8 protein-coding genes are annotated in these 17480 nt (G+C 70.8%); 4 read left to right on the top strand and 4 right to left on the bottom strand.

Annotation, left to right across the window (positions count from 1 at the left end):
• Positions 1-8: 8 nt before the first annotated feature.
• On the bottom strand, positions 9-605 hold the full coding sequence (locus ACGFNV_RS31215; RefSeq protein ID WP_393626977.1) for a TetR/AcrR family transcriptional regulator: 597 nt from the start codon (positions 603-605) through the stop codon (positions 9-11).
• An 85-nt stretch (positions 606-690) separates the two neighbouring features.
• Between ACGFNV_RS31215 and ACGFNV_RS31210 the strand changes: the two genes are divergently transcribed.
• From ACGFNV_RS31210 to ACGFNV_RS31195, 4 genes are read left to right on the top strand one after another with little or no spacing between them, the layout of a single operon-like run.
• Positions 691-2307, top strand: a complete 1617-nt coding sequence (locus tag ACGFNV_RS31210) for a carboxyl transferase domain-containing protein (RefSeq protein WP_393626975.1) — start codon at positions 691-693, stop codon at positions 2305-2307.
• A gap of 14 nt (positions 2308-2321) precedes the next feature.
• Positions 2322-4238 carry an acetyl/propionyl/methylcrotonyl-CoA carboxylase subunit alpha gene (locus tag ACGFNV_RS31205; RefSeq protein ID WP_393626973.1) on the top strand — a complete coding sequence of 639 codons (1917 nt, stop codon included), beginning with the start codon at positions 2322-2324 and terminating at the stop codon, positions 4236-4238.
• Positions 4235-5185: a hydroxymethylglutaryl-CoA lyase gene (locus ACGFNV_RS31200; protein ID WP_393626971.1), complete on the top strand. Its 951-nt coding sequence runs from the start codon at positions 4235-4237 to the stop codon at positions 5183-5185. Before ACGFNV_RS31205 ends, ACGFNV_RS31200 begins: the two co-directional genes overlap by 4 nt.
• A 5-nt stretch (positions 5186-5190) precedes the next feature.
• Entirely contained in the window at positions 5191-6351 is a 1161-nt protein-coding gene (locus tag ACGFNV_RS31195) for an acyl-CoA dehydrogenase family protein (protein WP_393626969.1), read from the top strand.
• A gap of 36 nt (positions 6352-6387) precedes the next feature.
• On the opposite strand, the gene ACGFNV_RS31190 is transcribed toward ACGFNV_RS31195, so the two are convergent.
• From ACGFNV_RS31190 to ACGFNV_RS31180, 3 genes are all read right to left on the bottom strand, one after another.
• A complete protein-coding gene (locus ACGFNV_RS31190) occupies positions 6388-6843 on the bottom strand; it encodes a hypothetical protein (protein WP_393626967.1) in 456 nt (151 codons plus the stop codon).
• 120 nt (positions 6844-6963) lie between these two features.
• On the bottom strand, positions 6964-13563 hold the full coding sequence (locus ACGFNV_RS31185) for an RHS repeat-associated core domain-containing protein (protein ID WP_393626965.1): 6600 nt from the start codon (positions 13561-13563) through the stop codon (positions 6964-6966).
• Positions 13564-13753: 190 nt separating this feature from the next.
• The gene (locus tag ACGFNV_RS31180) at positions 13754-17428 is read right to left on the bottom strand and encodes a LamG-like jellyroll fold domain-containing protein (protein WP_393626963.1); all 3675 of its coding nucleotides are present in this window, start codon (positions 17426-17428) and stop codon (positions 13754-13756) included.
• Positions 17429-17480 lie beyond the last annotated feature (52 nt).

The raw sequence follows: 17480 nt of genomic DNA, 5'->3' as shown, positions 1-17480 counted from the left end.
GGCCGGAGTCACTCGGTCCCGGCGGCCTCCAGCGCCCCCCGCGCCATCCGGTGCAGCAGCTCGGCCGTGGCGCCGCGGCCCGGGAGGGAGCCGGCGCGGCCGAGGTGGGGGGTGGAGTTGAGCAGGCCGAAGACGGAGTGCACGGCCGAGCGGGCCGCGGGTTCGCCCAGGTCGGGGTAGACCTCGCGGACGACTCCCACCCACAGCTCGACGTACTGCCGCTGGAGCTGTCGGACGAGCTTGCGGTCGCTGTCCCGGAGGCGGTCCAGCTCGCGGTCGTGCAGGGTGATGAGGGGACGGTCGTCGAGCGCGAAGTCGATGTGCCCCTCGATGAGCGAGTCGAGGACCTCCCCGGGAGTCACGCCGTCGGCCTCCTTCAGCCGCTGCTTCGCCCCTGTCAGCAGCTGGCCGGAGATGCCCACGAGCAGCTCGGCGAGCATCGCGTCCTTGCCCGGGAAGTGCCGGTACAGGCCGGGGCCGCTGATGCCGACCGCGGCGCCTATCTCGTCGACCCCGACGCCGTGGAAGCCGCGCTCGGCGAAGAGCCGCGCGGCCTCCTTGAGGATCTGCTCACGGCGGGTGGGGGCGTCGGTCCGGGTGCTCATGAAGGCAATTCTAGACAGGGAGGTTAGCGGTCGTTAACCTGAAGGAAATGCGTTAACGCTCATTAACAAAGTGAGGGGCCGCAGGATGCACCAGGCACCGGAGCTTCAGAGCGCGGCAGACCCCGCGTCGGAGGTCTGGCGGGCCAACGAGGAGGCGCACCGCGCGCTGGTCGAGGAGCTGCGCGGCAAGCTGGCCGCGGCCCGTCTCGGCGGCGGTGAGAAGGCCCGCGCCCGCCACACCGCGCGCGGCAAGCTGCTCCCGCGCGACCGCGTGGACACCCTTCTGGACCCCGGCTCGCCCTTCCTGGAGCTGGCGCCCCTGGCCGCCGACGGGATGTACGACGGGCAGGCCCCGGCCGCCGGGGTCATCGCCGGGATCGGGCGGATCAGCGGCCGCGCCTGTGTGATCGTCGCCAACGACGCCACCGTCAAGGGCGGCACGTACTACCCGATGACGGTGAAGAAGCACCTGCGCGCGCAGGAGGTGGCCCTGGAGAACCGGCTGCCGTGCGTGTACCTCGTGGACTCCGGCGGGGCGTTCCTGCCGATGCAGGACGAGGTGTTCCCCGACCGCGAGCACTTCGGGCGGATCTTCTACAACCAGGCCCGCATGTCCGGCGCCGGCATCCCGCAGATCGCAGCCGTGCTCGGCTCCTGCACGGCCGGCGGCGCGTACGTCCCGGCGATGAGCGACGAGGCCGTGATCGTCCGCGACCAGGGCACGATCTTCCTCGGCGGCCCGCCCCTGGTGAAGGCCGCCACCGGCGAGGTCGTCACCGCGGAGGAGCTCGGCGGGGGCGAGGTCCACTCGCGTGTGTCCGGTGTGACGGACCACCTCGCGGAGGACGACGCGCACGCGCTGCGGATCGTCCGGAACATCGTCGCCACGCTCCCCGCGCGCGGGGAGCTGCCCTGGGAGGTGACCGCGGCCGTCGAGCCGAAGGTCGACCCCTACGGGCTGTACGGCGCGGTGCCGGTCGACTCCCGCACCCCCTACGACGTGCGCGAGATCATCGCGCGCGTGGTCGACGGCTCCCGGTTCGCCGAGTTCAAGTCCGAGTTCGGCCAGACCCTGGTCACCGGCTTCGCCCGCATCCACGGCCACCCCGTCGGGATCGTCGCCAACAACGGCATCCTGTTCTCCGAGTCCGCCCAGAAGGGCGCCCACTTCATCGAGCTGTGCGACCAGCGCGGGATCCCGCTGGTGTTCCTGCAGAACATCTCCGGGTTCATGGTCGGCAAGGACTACGAGGCCGGTGGCATCGCCAAGCACGGCGCCAAGATGGTCACGGCCGTGGCGTGCACGAGGGTCCCCAAGCTGACGGTCGTCGTCGGTGGCTCGTACGGCGCGGGCAACTACTCGATGTGCGGTCGGGCGTACTCGCCGCGCTTCCTGTGGATGTGGCCGAGCGCCAAGATCTCCGTGATGGGCGGCGAGCAGGCCGCCTCCGTCCTCGCGACCGTCAAGCGGGACCAGCTGGAGGGGCGCGGGGAGTCCTGGCCCCTGGAGGACGAGGAGGCGTTCAAGGCGCCGATCCGGGCGCAGTACGAGCGCCAGGGCAACGCCTACTACGCGACCGCCCGCCTCTGGGACGACGGTGTGATCGACCCGCTGGAGACCCGGCAGGTGCTGGGCCTCGCCCTGACCGCGTGCGCCAACGCCCCGCTGGGTGAGCCCCAGTTCGGCGTCTTCCGGATGTGAGGGACCTGACGACGATGTTCGACACAGTGCTTGTGGCCAACCGGGGCGAGATCGCCGTCCGCGTCATCCGGACGCTGCGGTTGATGGGCGTGCGCTCGGTGGCCGTCTTCTCCGACGCCGACGCCGACGCCCGGCACGTCCGGGAGGCCGACACCGCGGTACGGATCGGTCCGGCGCCCGCGTCGGAGAGCTATCTCTCCGTCGAGCGCCTCCTGGAGGCGGCCGCGCGGACGGGCGCCCAGGCGGTCCACCCCGGATACGGCTTCCTCGCCGAGAACGCCGGCTTCGCGCGCGCGTGCGCCGAGGCGGGCCTGGTCTTCATCGGGCCCCCGGCGGACGCCATCGCGTTGATGGGCGACAAGATCCGCGCCAAGGAGACGGTCCGGGCGGCCGGGGTGCCGGTCGTCCCCGGCGGCCGTGACCCCGAGCTGGCCGAAGCGGCTCGTGAGCTCGGGGCGCCCGTGCTGCTCAAGCCCTCGGCGGGCGGCGGCGGCAAGGGCATGCGCCTGGTGCGGGACCTGACCGTCCTGGAGGACGAGATCGCCGCCGCCCGCCGCGAGGCCCGCGCCTCCTTCGGCGACGACACCCTCCTCGTCGAGCGGTGGGTCGACCGGCCCCGGCACATCGAGATCCAGGTCCTGGCGGACGGCCACGGCAACGTGGTGCACCTGGGCGAGCGCGAGTGCTCCCTCCAGCGGCGCCACCAGAAGGTCGTCGAGGAGGCCCCTTCGGTTCTCCTCGACGAGGAGACCCGGGCCGCGATGGGCGAGGCTGCCGTCCAGGCGGCCCGCTCCTGCGGCTACCGGGGCGCGGGCACGGTGGAGTTCATCGTCCCCGGCGGCGACCCCTCCTCGTACTACTTCATGGAGATGAACACCCGCCTCCAGGTCGAGCACCGGGTGACCGAGCTGGTCACGGGCCTGGACCTGGTGGAGTGGCAGCTGCGGGTGGCTGCGGGCGAGCCCCTGTCCTTCGGACAGGACGACATCGCTCTCACCGGGCACGCGATCGAGGCCCGCCTCTGCGCGGAAGACCCCGCCCGCGGGTTCCTCCCCTCTGGCGGCACGGTACTGCGGCTCCGCGAGCCCCAGGGCGACGGCGTGCGCACCGACTCCGGGCTCAGTGAGGGCACCGAGGTCGGCAGCCTGTACGACCCGATGCTGTCCAAGGTGATCGCGTACGGCCCCGACCGCGCGACCGCGCTCAGGAAGCTCCGGGCCGCCCTCGCGGAGACGGTCACGCTGGGGGTGCAGACCAACGCGGGCTTCCTGCGCAGGCTGCTGGCCCATCCGGCGGTCGTCGCCGGGGAGCTGGACACCGGTCTGGTGGAGCGCGAGGTGGAGGGGCTCGTCTCCACCGACGTACCGGACGAGGTGTACGAGGCGGCGGCGGCCGTACGGCTGGAGGCGCTGCGGCCCAGGGCGGAGGACGGCTGGACCGATCCCTTCTCGGTGCCGAGCGGCTGGCGGCTCGGCGGGGAGCCCCGGCCTGTCGGCTTCCACCTGCGGGTGCAGGACCCGGTGGAGTACGTGCCGCGCGGCACCCACACCGTCACCGACGACCGGGTCTCCGTCACCCTCGACGGCGTCCGCCACACCTTCCACCGCGGCGCCGACTGGCTCGGCCGCGACGGCGACGCCTGGCACGTGCGCGACCACGATCCCGTCGCCGCGTCCCTGAACCGGGCCGCGCACGCGGGCGCCGACTCGCTGACCGCGCCCATGCCGGGGACGGTGACCGTGGTGAAGGTGGCCGTCGGGGACGAGGTGACCGCCGGTCAGAGCCTGCTGGTGGTGGAGGCGATGAAGATGGAGCACGTCATCTCCGCCCCGCACGCGGGCACCGTCACCGAGCTGGACGTGGCACCGGGCACGACGGTCGCCATGGACCAGGTGCTCGCCGTCATCGCACCGGTGGAGGAGGACGAATGACGCTGCCCATGACCGTACCGGCCCAGGGCCTGCCCGCCCGCGTCCGCATCCACGAGGTGGGCGCGCGTGACGGCCTCCAGAACGAGAAGTCGACGGTCCCGACCGAGGTCAAGGCGGAGTTCATCCGCCGGCTGGCCGACGCGGGCCTGACGACCATCGAGGCCACCAGCTTCGTCCACCCCAAGTGGGTGCCCCAACTGGCCGACGCCGAAAAGTTGTTCCCGGCCGTCAGCGAGCTGCCTGTCGCGCTGCCGGTCCTGGTGCCGAACGAGCGCGGCCTGGACCGGGCCCTGGCACTCGGGGCGCGGCGCGTCGCCGTCTTCGCCAGCGCCACCGAGTCCTTCGCCAAGGCCAACCTCAACCGCACGGTGGACGAGGCCCTCGCGATGTTCGAGCCGGTGGTGGCCCGGGCGAAGGCCGAGGGCGTCCATGTGCGCGGCTACCTGTCGATGTGCTTCGGCGACCCGTGGGAGGGCCCGGTCCCCGTCGCCCAGGTGGTACGGGTCTGCGCGGCCCTGACCGACATGGGCTGCGACGAGCTGAGCCTCGGCGACACGATCGGCGTCGCGACCCCGGGGCATGTGAACGCCCTCCTCGCCGCGCTCGGCGAACGGGGCATCCCCGTCGGCGCGCTGGGCGTGCACTTCCACGACACCTACGGCCAGGCGCTCGCCAACACCCTGGCCGCCCTCCAGCACGGCGTCACCACCGTCGACGCCTCCGCCGGCGGCCTCGGCGGCTGTCCTTACGCCAAGTCCGCCACCGGCAACCTCGCCACCGAAGACCTCGTGTGGATGCTTCAGGGTCTCGGCATCGACACCGGAGTCGACCTCGGCCGCCTCGTCGCCACGAGCGTGTGGATGGCCGACCGACTGGGCCGACCCAGCCCGTCCCGCACCGTCCGAGCCCTGTCCCACGAGGACGCCCAGGACATCAAGGAGCACTGATCCCGATGGACTTCCGACTCTCCCCCGAACTGGAAGAACTCCGCCGCACGGTCGAGGAGTTCGCGCACGAGGTGGTGGCGCCCAAGATCGGCGACTTCTACGAGCGGCACGAGTTCCCGTACGAGATCGTCCGCGAGATGGGCCGCATGGGCCTGTTCGGGCTGCCGTTCCCGGAGGAGTACGGCGGCATGGGCGGCGACTACCTGGCCCTGGGCGTGGCCCTGGAGGAGCTGGCCCGGGTCGACTCCTCGGTGGCGATCACGCTGGAGGCCGGTGTCTCGCTGGGCGCCATGCCGATCCACCTCTTCGGCACGGAGGAGCAGAAGCGCGAGTGGCTGCCGCGGCTGTGCACCGGTGAGGTCCTGGGCGCCTTCGGCCTCACGGAACCGGACGGCGGCAGCGACGCCGGAGCCACCCGGACGACGGCCCGCCTCGACGCGGAGACGGACGAGTGGGTGATCAACGGCACGAAGTGCTTCATCACCAACTCGGGCACGGACATCACCGGGCTGGTCACGGTCACGGCCGTCACCGGACGCAAGCCGGACGGCAGCCCGCTGATCTCCTCGATCATCGTCCCCTCGGGCACACCCGGGTTCACGGTGGCACCGCAGTACTCCAAGGTCGGCTGGAACGCCTCGGACACCCGTGAGCTGTCCTTCGACGACGTGCGGGTCCCGGCGGCCAACCTGCTGGGCGAGCAGGGCCGCGGTTACGCGCAGTTCCTGCGGATCCTGGACGAGGGCCGTATCGCCATCGCGGCGCTCGGCACGGGTCTCGCGCAGGGCTGTGTGGACGAGTCGGTGAAGTACGCGAAGGCACGTCAGGCCTTCGGGCGGCCCATCGGCGCCAACCAGGCCATCCAGTTCAAGATCGCCGACATGGAGATGAAGGCCCACACGGCCCGCCTCGCCTGGCGTGACGCCGCCGCACGTCTGGTGTCCGGCGAGCCGTTCAAGAAGGAGGCGGCGCTCGCCAAGCTGTACTCGTCGACCGTCGCCGTGGACAACGCCCGCGACGCCACGCAGATCCACGGCGGGTACGGCTTCATGAACGAGTATCCGGTGGCCCGTATGTGGCGCGACTCCAAGATCCTGGAGATCGGCGAGGGCACGAGCGAGGTGCAGCGGATGCTGATCGCGAGGGAGTTGGGGCTGGCGGGCTAGGGCGCGACACGCCCTGCCAACCGGCGCCGCGTCACTTCACTTCTGCCGGGTGAAGCGGACATCGAGGCCGCAGGGGTCATCAGGGTCGTCGGTGGCGCAGAGGGTCTTGCCGCCGTCGACCACGCTGAGGTTCATCGTGCACCTCTCCTGCGGCTCCTTGTCGAAGGCGAGCCCGATCTCGTCGCCGGAGCGAGCCTTCTCCGACGTGCCGTACAGACCGTCGCCCTGGTCGGCGAAGAACGCCCAGCTACCGGTGGCCTTCTCGCCGGGGCACCGGGCGTCGGCGAGTTTCTTCGAGTCGAGGCCGGCGGAGGTGAAGGTGCGGTCGGCCGCGAAGGAGAACGTCTCGCCGTCGGCCGCCGTCCAGGTGCCGACGATCTGCTCCGCCGGGACCTTCGCCTTCTCCTCCGTGTCGCCGCAGGCGGTGACCAGCAGCAACGGCGCGATGAGGAGAGCGGTCCAGCGGGCGGACCTCAGCGGCTTCTTGAACACGAATGCATCCTAGGTGTGGGGCTGGAACGGCCGTGGGGCCGGGGCCGTTCGACGGTCCCGGCCCCACGGTGTCTTACCGGTGCGCCGCGGTTGGCGCGGCGCGGTTGGTGCGGATCGCTGTCAGAGCCAGTCCGAATAGTTCACGCACTCGTTGACCGGCCACTTCTCCTCCCACGAGAAGTCCTGCCGGGTCGCCGCTCCGAACGTGTCGGTGAAGGCGGGGTTCATCATCCGGGGAATGAAGTGGGTCGCGGAATGCCAGTCCGACAGGTTCCAGGCCGTGAACTTCAGAGTGACGGAGCCTTCCTTCTTGTTGATCGACTTGATCTTGGCCGTGCCCGACCAGGTGCCCAGGAAGGCGTCGGCCGAGTTCTCCGTGCCCAGAGAGCCGTTGGTCAGGGTGCCGAGGACGTCGTTGGCCGCACCGCGCAGCGAGTTCGCCTTCCACCAGGGGCTGCCCGGATCCGGTCCGCGGTCCTTGTACTGGATGTCGACTTCCTTGGCGAACTGCCCCTTGGTGCCCTCACGGGCCTGGCCGACCATCTTGGACCGCCACCCGGCGATGGTGTCGTCCTTGGCCAGGATCGCGGTGAAGGCGTCGCCGCCGCGGAAGTCCTGGTGGTCGCTGAGCGGGTAGCCGCCGCCCCACAGCCAGCCGAAGAACAGGGAGCGCGAGGACTCCCACTGGTTCATCGCCTTCGAGTCCTGGACGATGCCCCAGTCGGGCAGGGACGCCAGCATCTCGTCCAGGCTCTTGCCGGGTCTGTTGAACGGCAGGTCCCAGGACTTGGTGATGTAGTTGTACGTCGCCCCGGGCGTCCACTGGTTGATGGTCTGGCCCGTCCAGCCGCCGGAGACGGTCGACGCCGTACCGCTGCCGGAGGACGACACCGCGTCGATCGCGGCGCCCACGACGCCCAGCACGGCTCCGACGACCCCGCCGATGATGGCGCCGATGGCCCCGATGATGCCGCCGATGCCGTCACTGTTGCCGGTCGGGTCGGAGTTGGTGACCGGGCTGTTGCTCGCGTAGGCGTAGCCGTTCAGGGACTGCGGCTTGTCCGGTTCGAGCAGCGGGTCGACGCTCAGGAACCGGCCGTTGCCCGGGTCGTACAGACGGACGCCGAGCTGGGTGAGCCCCGTCGTCTGGTCCACGGACTTGCCGAGGAACCCCTTGTCGTCGGGCCAGGTGCCGGACGCCGTGCCGCGCTGGGCGCCGAAGGGTGCCGTGTAGCGCTTGACGAAGGCCAGCGTGTCCGAGGCGATGGCCAGGCTCGACGTGCCGTGGTGGTCACCGGCGAGGAAGGTGAGCTTCGTGCCGGTGACGCCCGCGGTGGAGGTACGCACACCGATGACCGTGTCGCCCGCCTTGTAGGTGCGGCTGCCGGAGAGCGCCTTGGTGGCGCCGCCGCCGCTGACCTTGAGGTGGACCTCGGTCACCCCCAGGTAGAGCACGGTCTCGCCGTCGGTGGTGGTGGGCCTCCGGATGAGCAGCTCACCGCTGGCGTCGTAGACGTATCCGGTGCCGGTGGCCGGCTTGGTGCCCGCCGCGGGTTCGCTCGCGGTGGCGGCCTTGCCCTCGGCGTTCCAGGTCAGCGTCTGCTTGGCCTGGGTGCCGGGCCGGGTCTCGGTGTTGCCGGTGGCGTCGTAGGTGTACGACGTGGTCGTCGAGCCGGACGTCGTGGACGACAGGGCGTGCGGCTGGCCCTTGGCGGTGCCGTAGTGGTAGTCGGTGGTGACGTCTCCCGCCATGCTGTGCACGACCTGCTGGGAACGCAGGCCGGAGTCGTTGTACTGGTAGCTCGTCCAGTACGGCGCGGCCCCGCCGAGGTTGGCGGTGGTGCGGCCGGACGCGGCGCAGTCGGCGGTCTTGGGGGTCCAGGCCTCGCTCAGACGGCGGTAGCCGTCATAGGTGAAGCACTGGTAGTCCTCCTTGCCGGTGCCGCCCAGGGTGGTGCCGTCGTGGATCGAGGTGATGTTGCCGGCGTCGTCCTGGGAGTACTTCAACTCCTGGAGCATGTAGCCGTGCACGTCGTCGGTGACGTACGACCGGGTGAGACGGCGGGTGCCGGCCTCGTAGTCGTAGTTGGCGTACACCTTCTTGCCGGCCGGGTCGGTGCCGAGCGTCAGCTGCCGCACATCGCCCTGAGGGGAGTAGGCGGCACCCTGGAGGTAGCCGGTGCTGCCATTGGCGGTCAGCACCTGGCCGAGCGTGTCATAGGTGTACGACACGGTCTCGGCGGACAGTCCGGCCACGGCGGGCGCGGCGGCCTGCTTGACCGTGCCGTCGAGGTTCCACCCCGTGGAGAAGGACAGGGTGCTGGGCACGCCCGCGGTGACCAGCGGGTCGCCGGCGGGCAGGAGCAGCTGGTTGCCGGTGACCTTGTACAGCGGGTCGTAGCCGGTGACCTTCTGCGTGTACGCCTTGCCGGCGACACCGCCCTCGTAGCGGACGGCCGTGTCCTGCTGGCCCTTGGCGAGCGTGTCGAACGTCCAGGCCGCCAGCTTGTTGCCGTCGGTCTTGGACGTCTGCCACATGCCGGTCCTGCGGCCCAGGACGTCGTACTCGAACAGCAGCGCCTGGTTGCGGCTGTCGGTGGTCTTCGCCACCTGGTCGAGCTCGTTGAACTCGGTGGTGGTGGTGCCCTTGTCGGGGTCGGACGCAGAGACCTGACGGCCGAAGAGGTCGTACGTGTACGACCAGGCGGACTGGTCGTGCGCGGTGATGGTCTTCTGTCGCTCGCCGCCGTCGTAGCCGTAGCGGGTGGTCATGTAGGTGGTGCCGGCCGGCGAGGTGCCCGCGTAGTCACGGCGCTCGACGGTCTTGCCGAGGGCGTTGGAGACCACGGCGCTGGCCGTGCCGCCCGCCGGGGCGCTGGTGAGGACCGTGTCGCCCTGGTAGGTGGTGTCGACCGACCACTTGGTGACGCCGTAGCTCTTGGTGATGGCTTTCTTCACCCGGCCCATGCCGTCGTAGACGCTGTCGGTCTGCTTGGGCGCCTGGCCGCCGTCGATCTGCACGATCGTGCCGGACGGCGCGGCCGTGTTGTCCCAGATGTCCGCCTGGGCGGTCACGGGCAGGCCGCGGCCGTCGTACAGGGTCTGGGCGATGATCCGCCCGCCCGCGGCGGACGGCGCCTGCACCTGGCGGGTGCGCAGCAGCGAGTCGTAGATCTCGTAGGTGGTGTTGTACCCGGAGCCGTCGCCCTTGATCGAGGCGCTGGACACCCACGGCAGCGAGGTCGACTTGACGCTGTAGGCGTAGACGTAGTTCGCGGTCTTGCCGAGCGCGCGCAGCCGGTTGGGCAGCCAGACGCTGGTGACGCGGCCGAGGCTGTCGTACTCGGACTCGGTGACCTTGCCGTTGACGTCGGTGACCTTCAGGTCCACGCCGGTGGCGAAGTCCTTGAGTGTGGTGGTCTTGTAGCTCTTGGCGTTGCCGACGACCGTCTGGGTGAGCGGGCCGGCCGCGGTCGGCACGTAGTCCGTGGTGGACGTGACGACGTTGTTGGTGTTCTTCACCAGGGTGGGCCGGCCGAGCGTGTCGTACTCGGTGACCGCCGTCTGCTGCCACAGCGGCTGGTCGTCACTGCCGTACCCCTTGGCGCGGCCGGTCCAGCGGGCGTCGCCCTTGGTGGGCGTCTGCGTGGCCGACCAGGTGAGGGTGTCGTACGCGGTCGCCGTGTCGGAGACCACGTCACCGGTGCGGGTGGAGTCCGCCGGCAGGTCCAGCGAGGTGTCCGCGACGGAGCACGCCCGGGAAACGATCCGGGTGCGCGACACCAGCGCGGTCAGGTTGGCCGCGTCGTTGCGGGCGTACCAGGTGCGGGTGCACTTCTCGTCACCGGTCACGGAGTCGTCGCCGAGGTCCTCCACCGTGGTCGGCATGCCGAGGCTGTCGTACGTGGTCTTCGTGGTGCGGACCCGGTCGTACGGCGTGAGCTTGCTGGTGACGTTGGTACGCGCGTGCGAGGCGCCGACGCGGGTGTAGTACGCCTCGGTGTCGGCGTACGACTTGTGCTGGGTGGCGGTGCGCTGCGACCAGGGGTCGTTGACGGTGCCGGACGTCTCGGTGGTGCCGTCGTAGGAGACGGTCTCCCGGGTGAAGCCGGCGAACTGTTCGGAGTCGGTGATCTCCGGGGCCTTGACGCCCGTCACCTTGGCCGTCTTGCGCTGGTCGGGGTCCGGGGTCTTGCCGTCCGAGCCGAGGACGCGGTCGCCGTTCATGCCCCGCAGGAACACCGTGACCGTCTTGGTCTGGGTGCCGCCGGAGGGGCCGGTGAGGTGGGTGACCCGCTCGTAGCCGCGCCACTGGGACCAGGTGCGCTCCTTCGCGGGGGTCAGCGGGTCGTCGTTGTAGTGCCAGGCGCCGCCACCGGAGTACTGGTAGGTGTGCTGGACCGCCTCCGAGCCGCCGTACGGGTCGGTGGTGCGCACCGCGCTGACCGGGTACTTCTGGAACCAGTCGAGGATCGGGTCCTCGGCGCCGTAGGGCGACCAGTACACCGGGTAGCAGCGCGAGGTGTTCTCGTCGGCCTTGGGCATGGTCTGTCCGGCCACGCAGTCGGCCGGCATGTAGTCGACGATGGTCTGCGCGCCGGTCTCGGACACGACCGTCTTCAGCCGCGGCCGCTCGAAGGACAGGATGTCGTCGCTCGGGCTGTCCACACGGTTGGGCAGGAAGACGTGCGAGAACTTGACCGGGTCGAGGGAGAGGTCGGTGCCGTGCTTGCCGGTGTGCTTGATCTCGTCCAGCCACAGCGACTGGTCGGTGGAGTCACCCGTGTCGCCCGGGTCGAGGTAGAGCTGCTTGAGCGTCCAGGCGTCGACCGGCGCGAAGGCGGGGGTGGCCGCCGCCGCGTCCCAGGCGTAGGTGGTGACCCCGGTCAGCCGCTTGCGGGTGAAGAACGTCGGGCTGTCCAGGTACGGGCACTTGGCGCCGTCCTTGCAGATCCGGTCGAACGGTACGTCCGGCCAGTTGTCCCGGGTGTCCTCGGTGAGCGAGTCGCAGCCTGTGCCGGAGGCCAGGCAGCGCTCGGAGTAGCTGAAGGCGATCTTGTGCGAGGCAGCCGGGGTGCCGCTGAACAGGGCGCCGGCGCGCTGCCCGTAGCGGATCTCCTCGAGGTAGCCGCCGCGGGTGTACTGGGTGCCGGTGTCGTCGTCGCCGAGCTTGTCGTAGTTGTTGGTCTCGTCCTCGTACCAGTAGCTCATGGCGTTGCTGTGGGTGTCCTCGACGTAGTCGAGATTCCACCGCCATGCCTGCTTCTTGGCGCGCTCGGCGAAGGTGCTGCCGGAGGAGTAGCCGGGCTCGCCCTCGTCGTCACCGAAGACCGGCACGGTCCACACCGACTTGGTGCGGTCGTCGGTGCCGGCGCCGGGCAGCTTGTTCAGACCGAAGACGTACTTGGTGCCGTCGTTGGTGGTGACGGTCCAGTGCTCGCCGTTGTCGTCGCCGTTCTCGGCCCCGGTGTCCAGGGTGACCTTGGAGGCGTCGTCGTTCTTCAGCCGCCACTCGCCGGTGGTGTCGTCCTTGACCAGCTCGGTGGCCTTGCCGTTGAGGACGAGCGAGGCGTTGTCGTACTTCCAGCACAGGTCGTGCTTGTCGCTGTGGCCGTCATCGGTGCAGGAGCCGTACTTGCGCTCGATGTACGACGAGGTGATGTCGAAGCCCTCACCGACCTGGGTGCCCTGGTTGTTGCTGGTGGCCGTACGGCCGTCCACGCTTCCGGAGTCGTAGGAGATCTCCAGTTTCGGGGCCTGGCCCGCGGCGGGCTCGGGTGCTTTGAGCGGGTAGCTCCAGGTGAAGGTGCCGGAGCTGGTGCCCGCCTCCCAGGTGGACGACGGGGCCAGCGGGGTCGCCTTGTAGTCGCCGTCGGCGGAGGCGCTGCCGGCCGTGAGGGCCAGCATCATGGTCGGCCCGGAGGCCGCCTTGGCGGTGGTCGACGGGCCGGGGTTCGCCGTCGGCGCGGGCTTCGTGGCCCTGCCGGCCTTGCCGCTCCCCGCCGGCTTCTTCGCGAAGGTCAGGTCAGCGGTGATGCGTTCCTTGGCGCGGGAGTTGGTGTAGCCGACCGGGGTCGCGGCCCGGCACTTGGCGGCCGCCGGGCTCTGCGCGGCGCAGTCCGGCAGGCGCAGGACGGCGAGCCGGCCGGCCCAGTCGCCGCCGTAGGCGGAGGCGAAGGCCGAGTAGTCGATGCCGAGCCTGGCCCGGCCGCCGGCCGCCGGACCGGTCACCTTCAGGACGACGCCCTTGACACCGAGGACCTGGGCGGCTTTCTGGTCCATTACCTCGACGGTGACCGCCGTGGTGCGCGCGCCGGCCGCGGGCGGGGTGAGGGTGACGGGCAGATTGCCCGGCTTGGCCTTCGCCGCGCCGGAGACGGGCAGGGTGAGGCGGGCCGAGCCGCCCGACGGCCATGTGGTGGTCCGGGCCCGGTCCTTGTCGGCGCGTTCGGCGGCCGCCTTGTCGGCCTGGGCGGCCGCTTTCACGACGGCGGTGGTCTTCGGGTCGGACTTGCCCTTGAAGGGCTGGACCTTCTGGGCGCGCGGCTTGGACAGCGCGGGCCGGCCGAGCGGGTCGACGTCGTCGGCCATCGCCGCGGCGGGGGCGAGCAGACCGGGCAGCAGCCCGAGGCCGACGACCATGCTGACGCGCCGCAGCCAGGGCGCGCGGTGGGGCGAGGACCGGTCCGGTGCGTGCCGGACCGGGGGTTTGGGTCGCATGAGGAAGAGTCCCTTTGGTTGGGTTCGGAGAGGTGCAGCCGAGTGGGCGCGGGCCGCCGGAGCCTGCGGGAGCGCACGCGACGGCAGCCCGTCGCGGGGCGCGCCGGACGGGCGCGCGCCGTGCCGAGGCGGCCCGGGGGCGGGAGGTCCCGCGGCCCCGGGCCGAGTCGGTGTGAGGCGGGTCAGACGGTCACACGTCGCCGAGGACCTGCGAGCGGACCTGGTCGGCGCTCATCGCGCCGGTCCACACGCGCAGTTCCTCCAGGGCGCCGGGCAGGTAGTTCCCGGTGGTGCCGCCCTTGCTGCCCCGGCCCACGGAGAGCGTGCCGGTGCCGAACTGGGCGGTGGTGAACCCGGACGCGTCCTCGGAGGGCTGGTCGAACTCACCCACGAAGAGGTGGAGCTTGCCGTAGCGGGTCGCCGTCTTGGTCGCGTCGTTCGGGTCGGTCCACTCCCAGGCCTCCTGGGCGTCGAAGACGCCGGTGACCTGGACCCAGGTGTCGGTGGCGGCGACGTCGCCGCCCGGCACCTCGGCGCTCTGGGTGACCTTGCCGTCGCTGCCGACCGCGGTCCGGGTGAACTTCCACTGGTAGACGCCGGCGGCGGGCTTGACCACCCACAGCGCCCAGGAGGACTCACCGGTGGACGCCTGCTGCCCGGCCACCACGGCCTGGTAGCCGACCGGCTTGCCCGCCAGCTTCGCGGAGTCGAGCTGCACCCGGGCGGTGACGGTGAACGAGCCGCTCTCGTCGACGACCGGTCCGGTCGCCGCCGCGTAACCCGCGGTGCCGTCGAGGACCAGGGCGTTGTTCTCCCCGTCCAGGGTCGCGCCCGAGGCGGACAGCGTCAGGCTCGGCGCCGGGTACGAACCGACCTCCTTGACCGTGGTGCCGGTGGAGGAGCCGGCGTCCCAGTGCGCCACCAGCTCGTTGGCGGCCACGCCGTTCTCCAGCAGCTGCGCCTGCTGGGCGATCTCGTCGGGGGTCAGCACGCGCTGCCAGACGTTCACCTCGTCGAGGCGGCCGCGGAAGTGCTCGCCGTACACCCCGCCGACCAGCGAGCGGCCGAACTGCAGGCCGCCGGAGGAGACCCACGGGGTGTACGCGGCCCCCTGGGAGTTGAGGACCACGGGCTGGCCCTGCGGACGCCCGTTGACGAAGAGCTGGATGGTGTCGTTCGTCTTGTCGGCGTCGTTCTTCGTGTCGAACACACCGGTGAGGTGGGTCCAGACCCTCAGCGGCGGGTTGGCGGTGTCGGCGATCGACCGCAGGTAGGTCTGCCCGTCCTTGACGTCGGCCGCGGTGCGGTTGAACACCCACTTCTTGGCCGGCGCCGAGTAGTACAGGGTGAACGCCGAGGCGTTGGTGCCCGGGGCCGCCATCACCACGTGCGTGGACGCGTTGTCCGTCAGGTACGCCCAGGCCGAGATGGTGAAGGAGTCCTTGGTGTTCACCGCGGAGGTCGCGGTGGCCGCGTACGCCTGCTGGTTGGCCGGGTCGGAGCTGTCCAGGAACACCGAGTAGTCGGTGTCGCCGCGGCGGGCCAGCGACGACCATCCGGCACCGGAGTAGAGCGTGGCGTCGTGCCGGGTGCCCTCGGTGGCGGTGTCCTTGGCGAGGGTCACGCCGGATCCGGGCACACTGTCGTCGAAGTGCCAGGTGCCCGAGGCGCCCTGGGCCGGAGCGACCTTGAAGCTGAACTCGGCGGGTGCGCCCCAGCGGCTGCGGACGTCCTTGGCCTCCACGGACAGCACCTGCGTGCCGGACAGTGACGGGGTGACGTCGTTGACGGTGACCGTGGTGCCCGTGACCGGCTTGGCCTCCTTCGCCGAGGTGGTCAGCAGCCGCCAGCGGTAGCCGGTGATGTCCTTGTCGGCGGCGTTGGGCTTGAAGGTGAAGCTGCCGGGGACGCCCGGACCGCCCTTGCCGTCGCACAGGTTGGTGGTGCACTCGGTGTACGGGGCGCCCGTGGTGATCGTCGGCGCCTTGGGCGCGGTCGAGTCGATCTTGAAGTAGCACCAGGACGAGTACGAGGAGAACAGGTCACCGGACTTGGCGCCGTACGACCAGTGCGACTGGGTGCGGGCGCGCAGCCGGTACAGGCCGCCGTCGGCCCGGTTGGTGGTGCGCATCTTCTCCAGCGTGCCGTCCGGGTCCCAGCCGGAGTCCGGACGGTAGTCGGACCACACCTGGTGCCAGGCGGCGTCGTCACCGCGCTCGACGACGTACTCGGCCTGAAGGGAGCCCTCTTCGTCGCCCATGTTGTGCTCGACCTTGGTCTGCACCCGGGCCTGCACCATCGGATCGACGCGGGTGACGATCAGCGGGTCGGACGAGGAGGTCTTGCAGTAGGCGGTGGTGCCGTCGCCGGGGATCAGGCCGACGTCCGTGGGCACGCCCGGCTTGAAGGCGTAGTTGACCTTGAGCTCGGCGTTGTCGTCGAAACGCTTCCAGGCCTCGGGGTCGGACTCGTCCTTGGCCCGCAGCATGAACGTGAGGCGGTTGATCTTGCCGTCGGCGAAGCTGCGCACCGTGGAGGCGAGGTTCTCGTCGGCCTCGTCCGGGTTGTCGTTGAACTCGACCCACTGGTCGGGCTGGTCGGGGCTGCACTGGCTGCCGCGGCCCGCCGAGACAAGACGGTCGCCCATCTGGTCGAGCTGCGTGGGCCCGGGCCAGCCGGTGCCTTCGGAGATGTTGTTGGTGCGCTCGAGGTCGACCCACTTGGGGCTGCAACTGAACGACCAGGTCTCGTACGCGCGGAAGGTGGCGTCCAGGACGTACTTGCCCGCCAGCTTCGACGGCGAGAACTCGAAGTACATGCGGTTGGTGTAGTTGCTGCCGCAGTAGTACGGGCCCGAGACGCTGCAGCGTCCCACGCCGTAGTCGCCGTTGAACATCCAGAACTTGTCGCCGTCCGAGGACAGCACGGTCCGCTCGGACACCCCGAGACCGACCGACGGGTCGATGCGCACCGGGTACACGGTGTCCTCGCCGCGCAGCAGGTCGAGGTCGGGCGTGACCGAGATCGTGTCGCCCTGGACCTTGACCGGCATCACCGCGCTGGCGTCGCCGGAGTGCGGCTGGGTGCCGTCCTCGACGGGGTCGGGGACCGGCGCCGGCGCGTCGGCCTCGGCCGCGGTCATCAACTGGGTGCTCACGCCACCGGCACCGGACTCCTGGGTCCGGCTCGCGGAGTCCCACATCTGGCCCGCCGGGCCCTTGAACACGGTGTTGCCGTCGGCGTCGATCGCGCGCAGACCACCGCCCGCGCCGGGCACGACGTCCAGGTCGGTGCCCGAGGCCGTCAGCTCGATCCGGTCGAGTTCCGGGTTGTCGGCGGCCTCGGCGGACTTGACCACGAGCACCTCGCGGTAGCCCTCGGCCGTGGCGGTGAGCTCCAGGTCGACGCCCTTGAGAACGTCGGGATACACCGCCTTGGCGCCCTCGATCCGGGGCTCGGGCAGCTTGCCCGGCCAGCCGAGGCGCAGGGTGCCCTGATCGTTGCCGAGGCTGATCAGGCCGGCGCCGTCGCCGCCGCCGGAGAAGGACAGGTCGACCACGGCGCCCTTCGGGCCGACGGTTCCGTCGGCCCGGCGTTCGAGGGTCGGGTCCACCGCGTCCCAGGAGCCGTCGTCGTCCTTGACGCGCTGCGGCACCGCGGACTGCACGAGGGTGAAGGTGCCGTCCGGGTTGGCCATGGTGGTGGAGTACTCGGTGCGTTCACCGGTGACCTCCACCTGCCGGCCGGTCTCCGCCGCCTGTTCCGCGGCGGTGCGGTGCGTGGTCTCCGAGGAGGCGGACGGTGTCTCGGCCGGTGCGGCCGAAGCTGTTGCCGCGAACGCCGGCAGGGACGCCAGCAGAGCCATCGAAGTGATTCCGGTTGTGAACGCAATAAGGCGTCTGGGCCTTCTTCGCCGG

The organism is Streptomyces sp. NPDC048751, from assembly GCF_043198595.1.
Lineage (GTDB): Bacteria > Actinomycetota > Actinomycetes > Streptomycetales > Streptomycetaceae > Streptomyces.
This window is presented reverse-complemented; position numbering and strand designations above follow the sequence as displayed.

Excerpts from the sequence above, each read along its gene's own strand:
- ACGFNV_RS31215 (WP_393626977.1), bottom strand. The coding sequence starts at position 605 with ATGAGCACCCGGACCGACGCCCCCACCCGCCGTGAGCAGATCCTCAAG.
- ACGFNV_RS31210 (WP_393626975.1), top strand. The coding sequence starts at position 691 with ATGCACCAGGCACCGGAGCTTCAGAGCGCGGCAGACCCCGCGTCGGAG.
- ACGFNV_RS31205 (WP_393626973.1), top strand. The coding sequence starts at position 2,322 with ATGTTCGACACAGTGCTTGTGGCCAACCGGGGCGAGATCGCCGTCCGC.
- ACGFNV_RS31200 (WP_393626971.1), top strand. The coding sequence starts at position 4,235 with ATGACGCTGCCCATGACCGTACCGGCCCAGGGCCTGCCCGCCCGCGTC.
- ACGFNV_RS31195 (WP_393626969.1), top strand. The coding sequence starts at position 5,191 with ATGGACTTCCGACTCTCCCCCGAACTGGAAGAACTCCGCCGCACGGTC.
- ACGFNV_RS31185 (WP_393626965.1), bottom strand. The coding sequence starts at position 13,563 with ATGCGACCCAAACCCCCGGTCCGGCACGCACCGGACCGGTCCTCGCCC.
- ACGFNV_RS31180 (WP_393626963.1), bottom strand. The coding sequence starts at position 17,428 with ATGGCTCTGCTGGCGTCCCTGCCGGCGTTCGCGGCAACAGCTTCGGCC.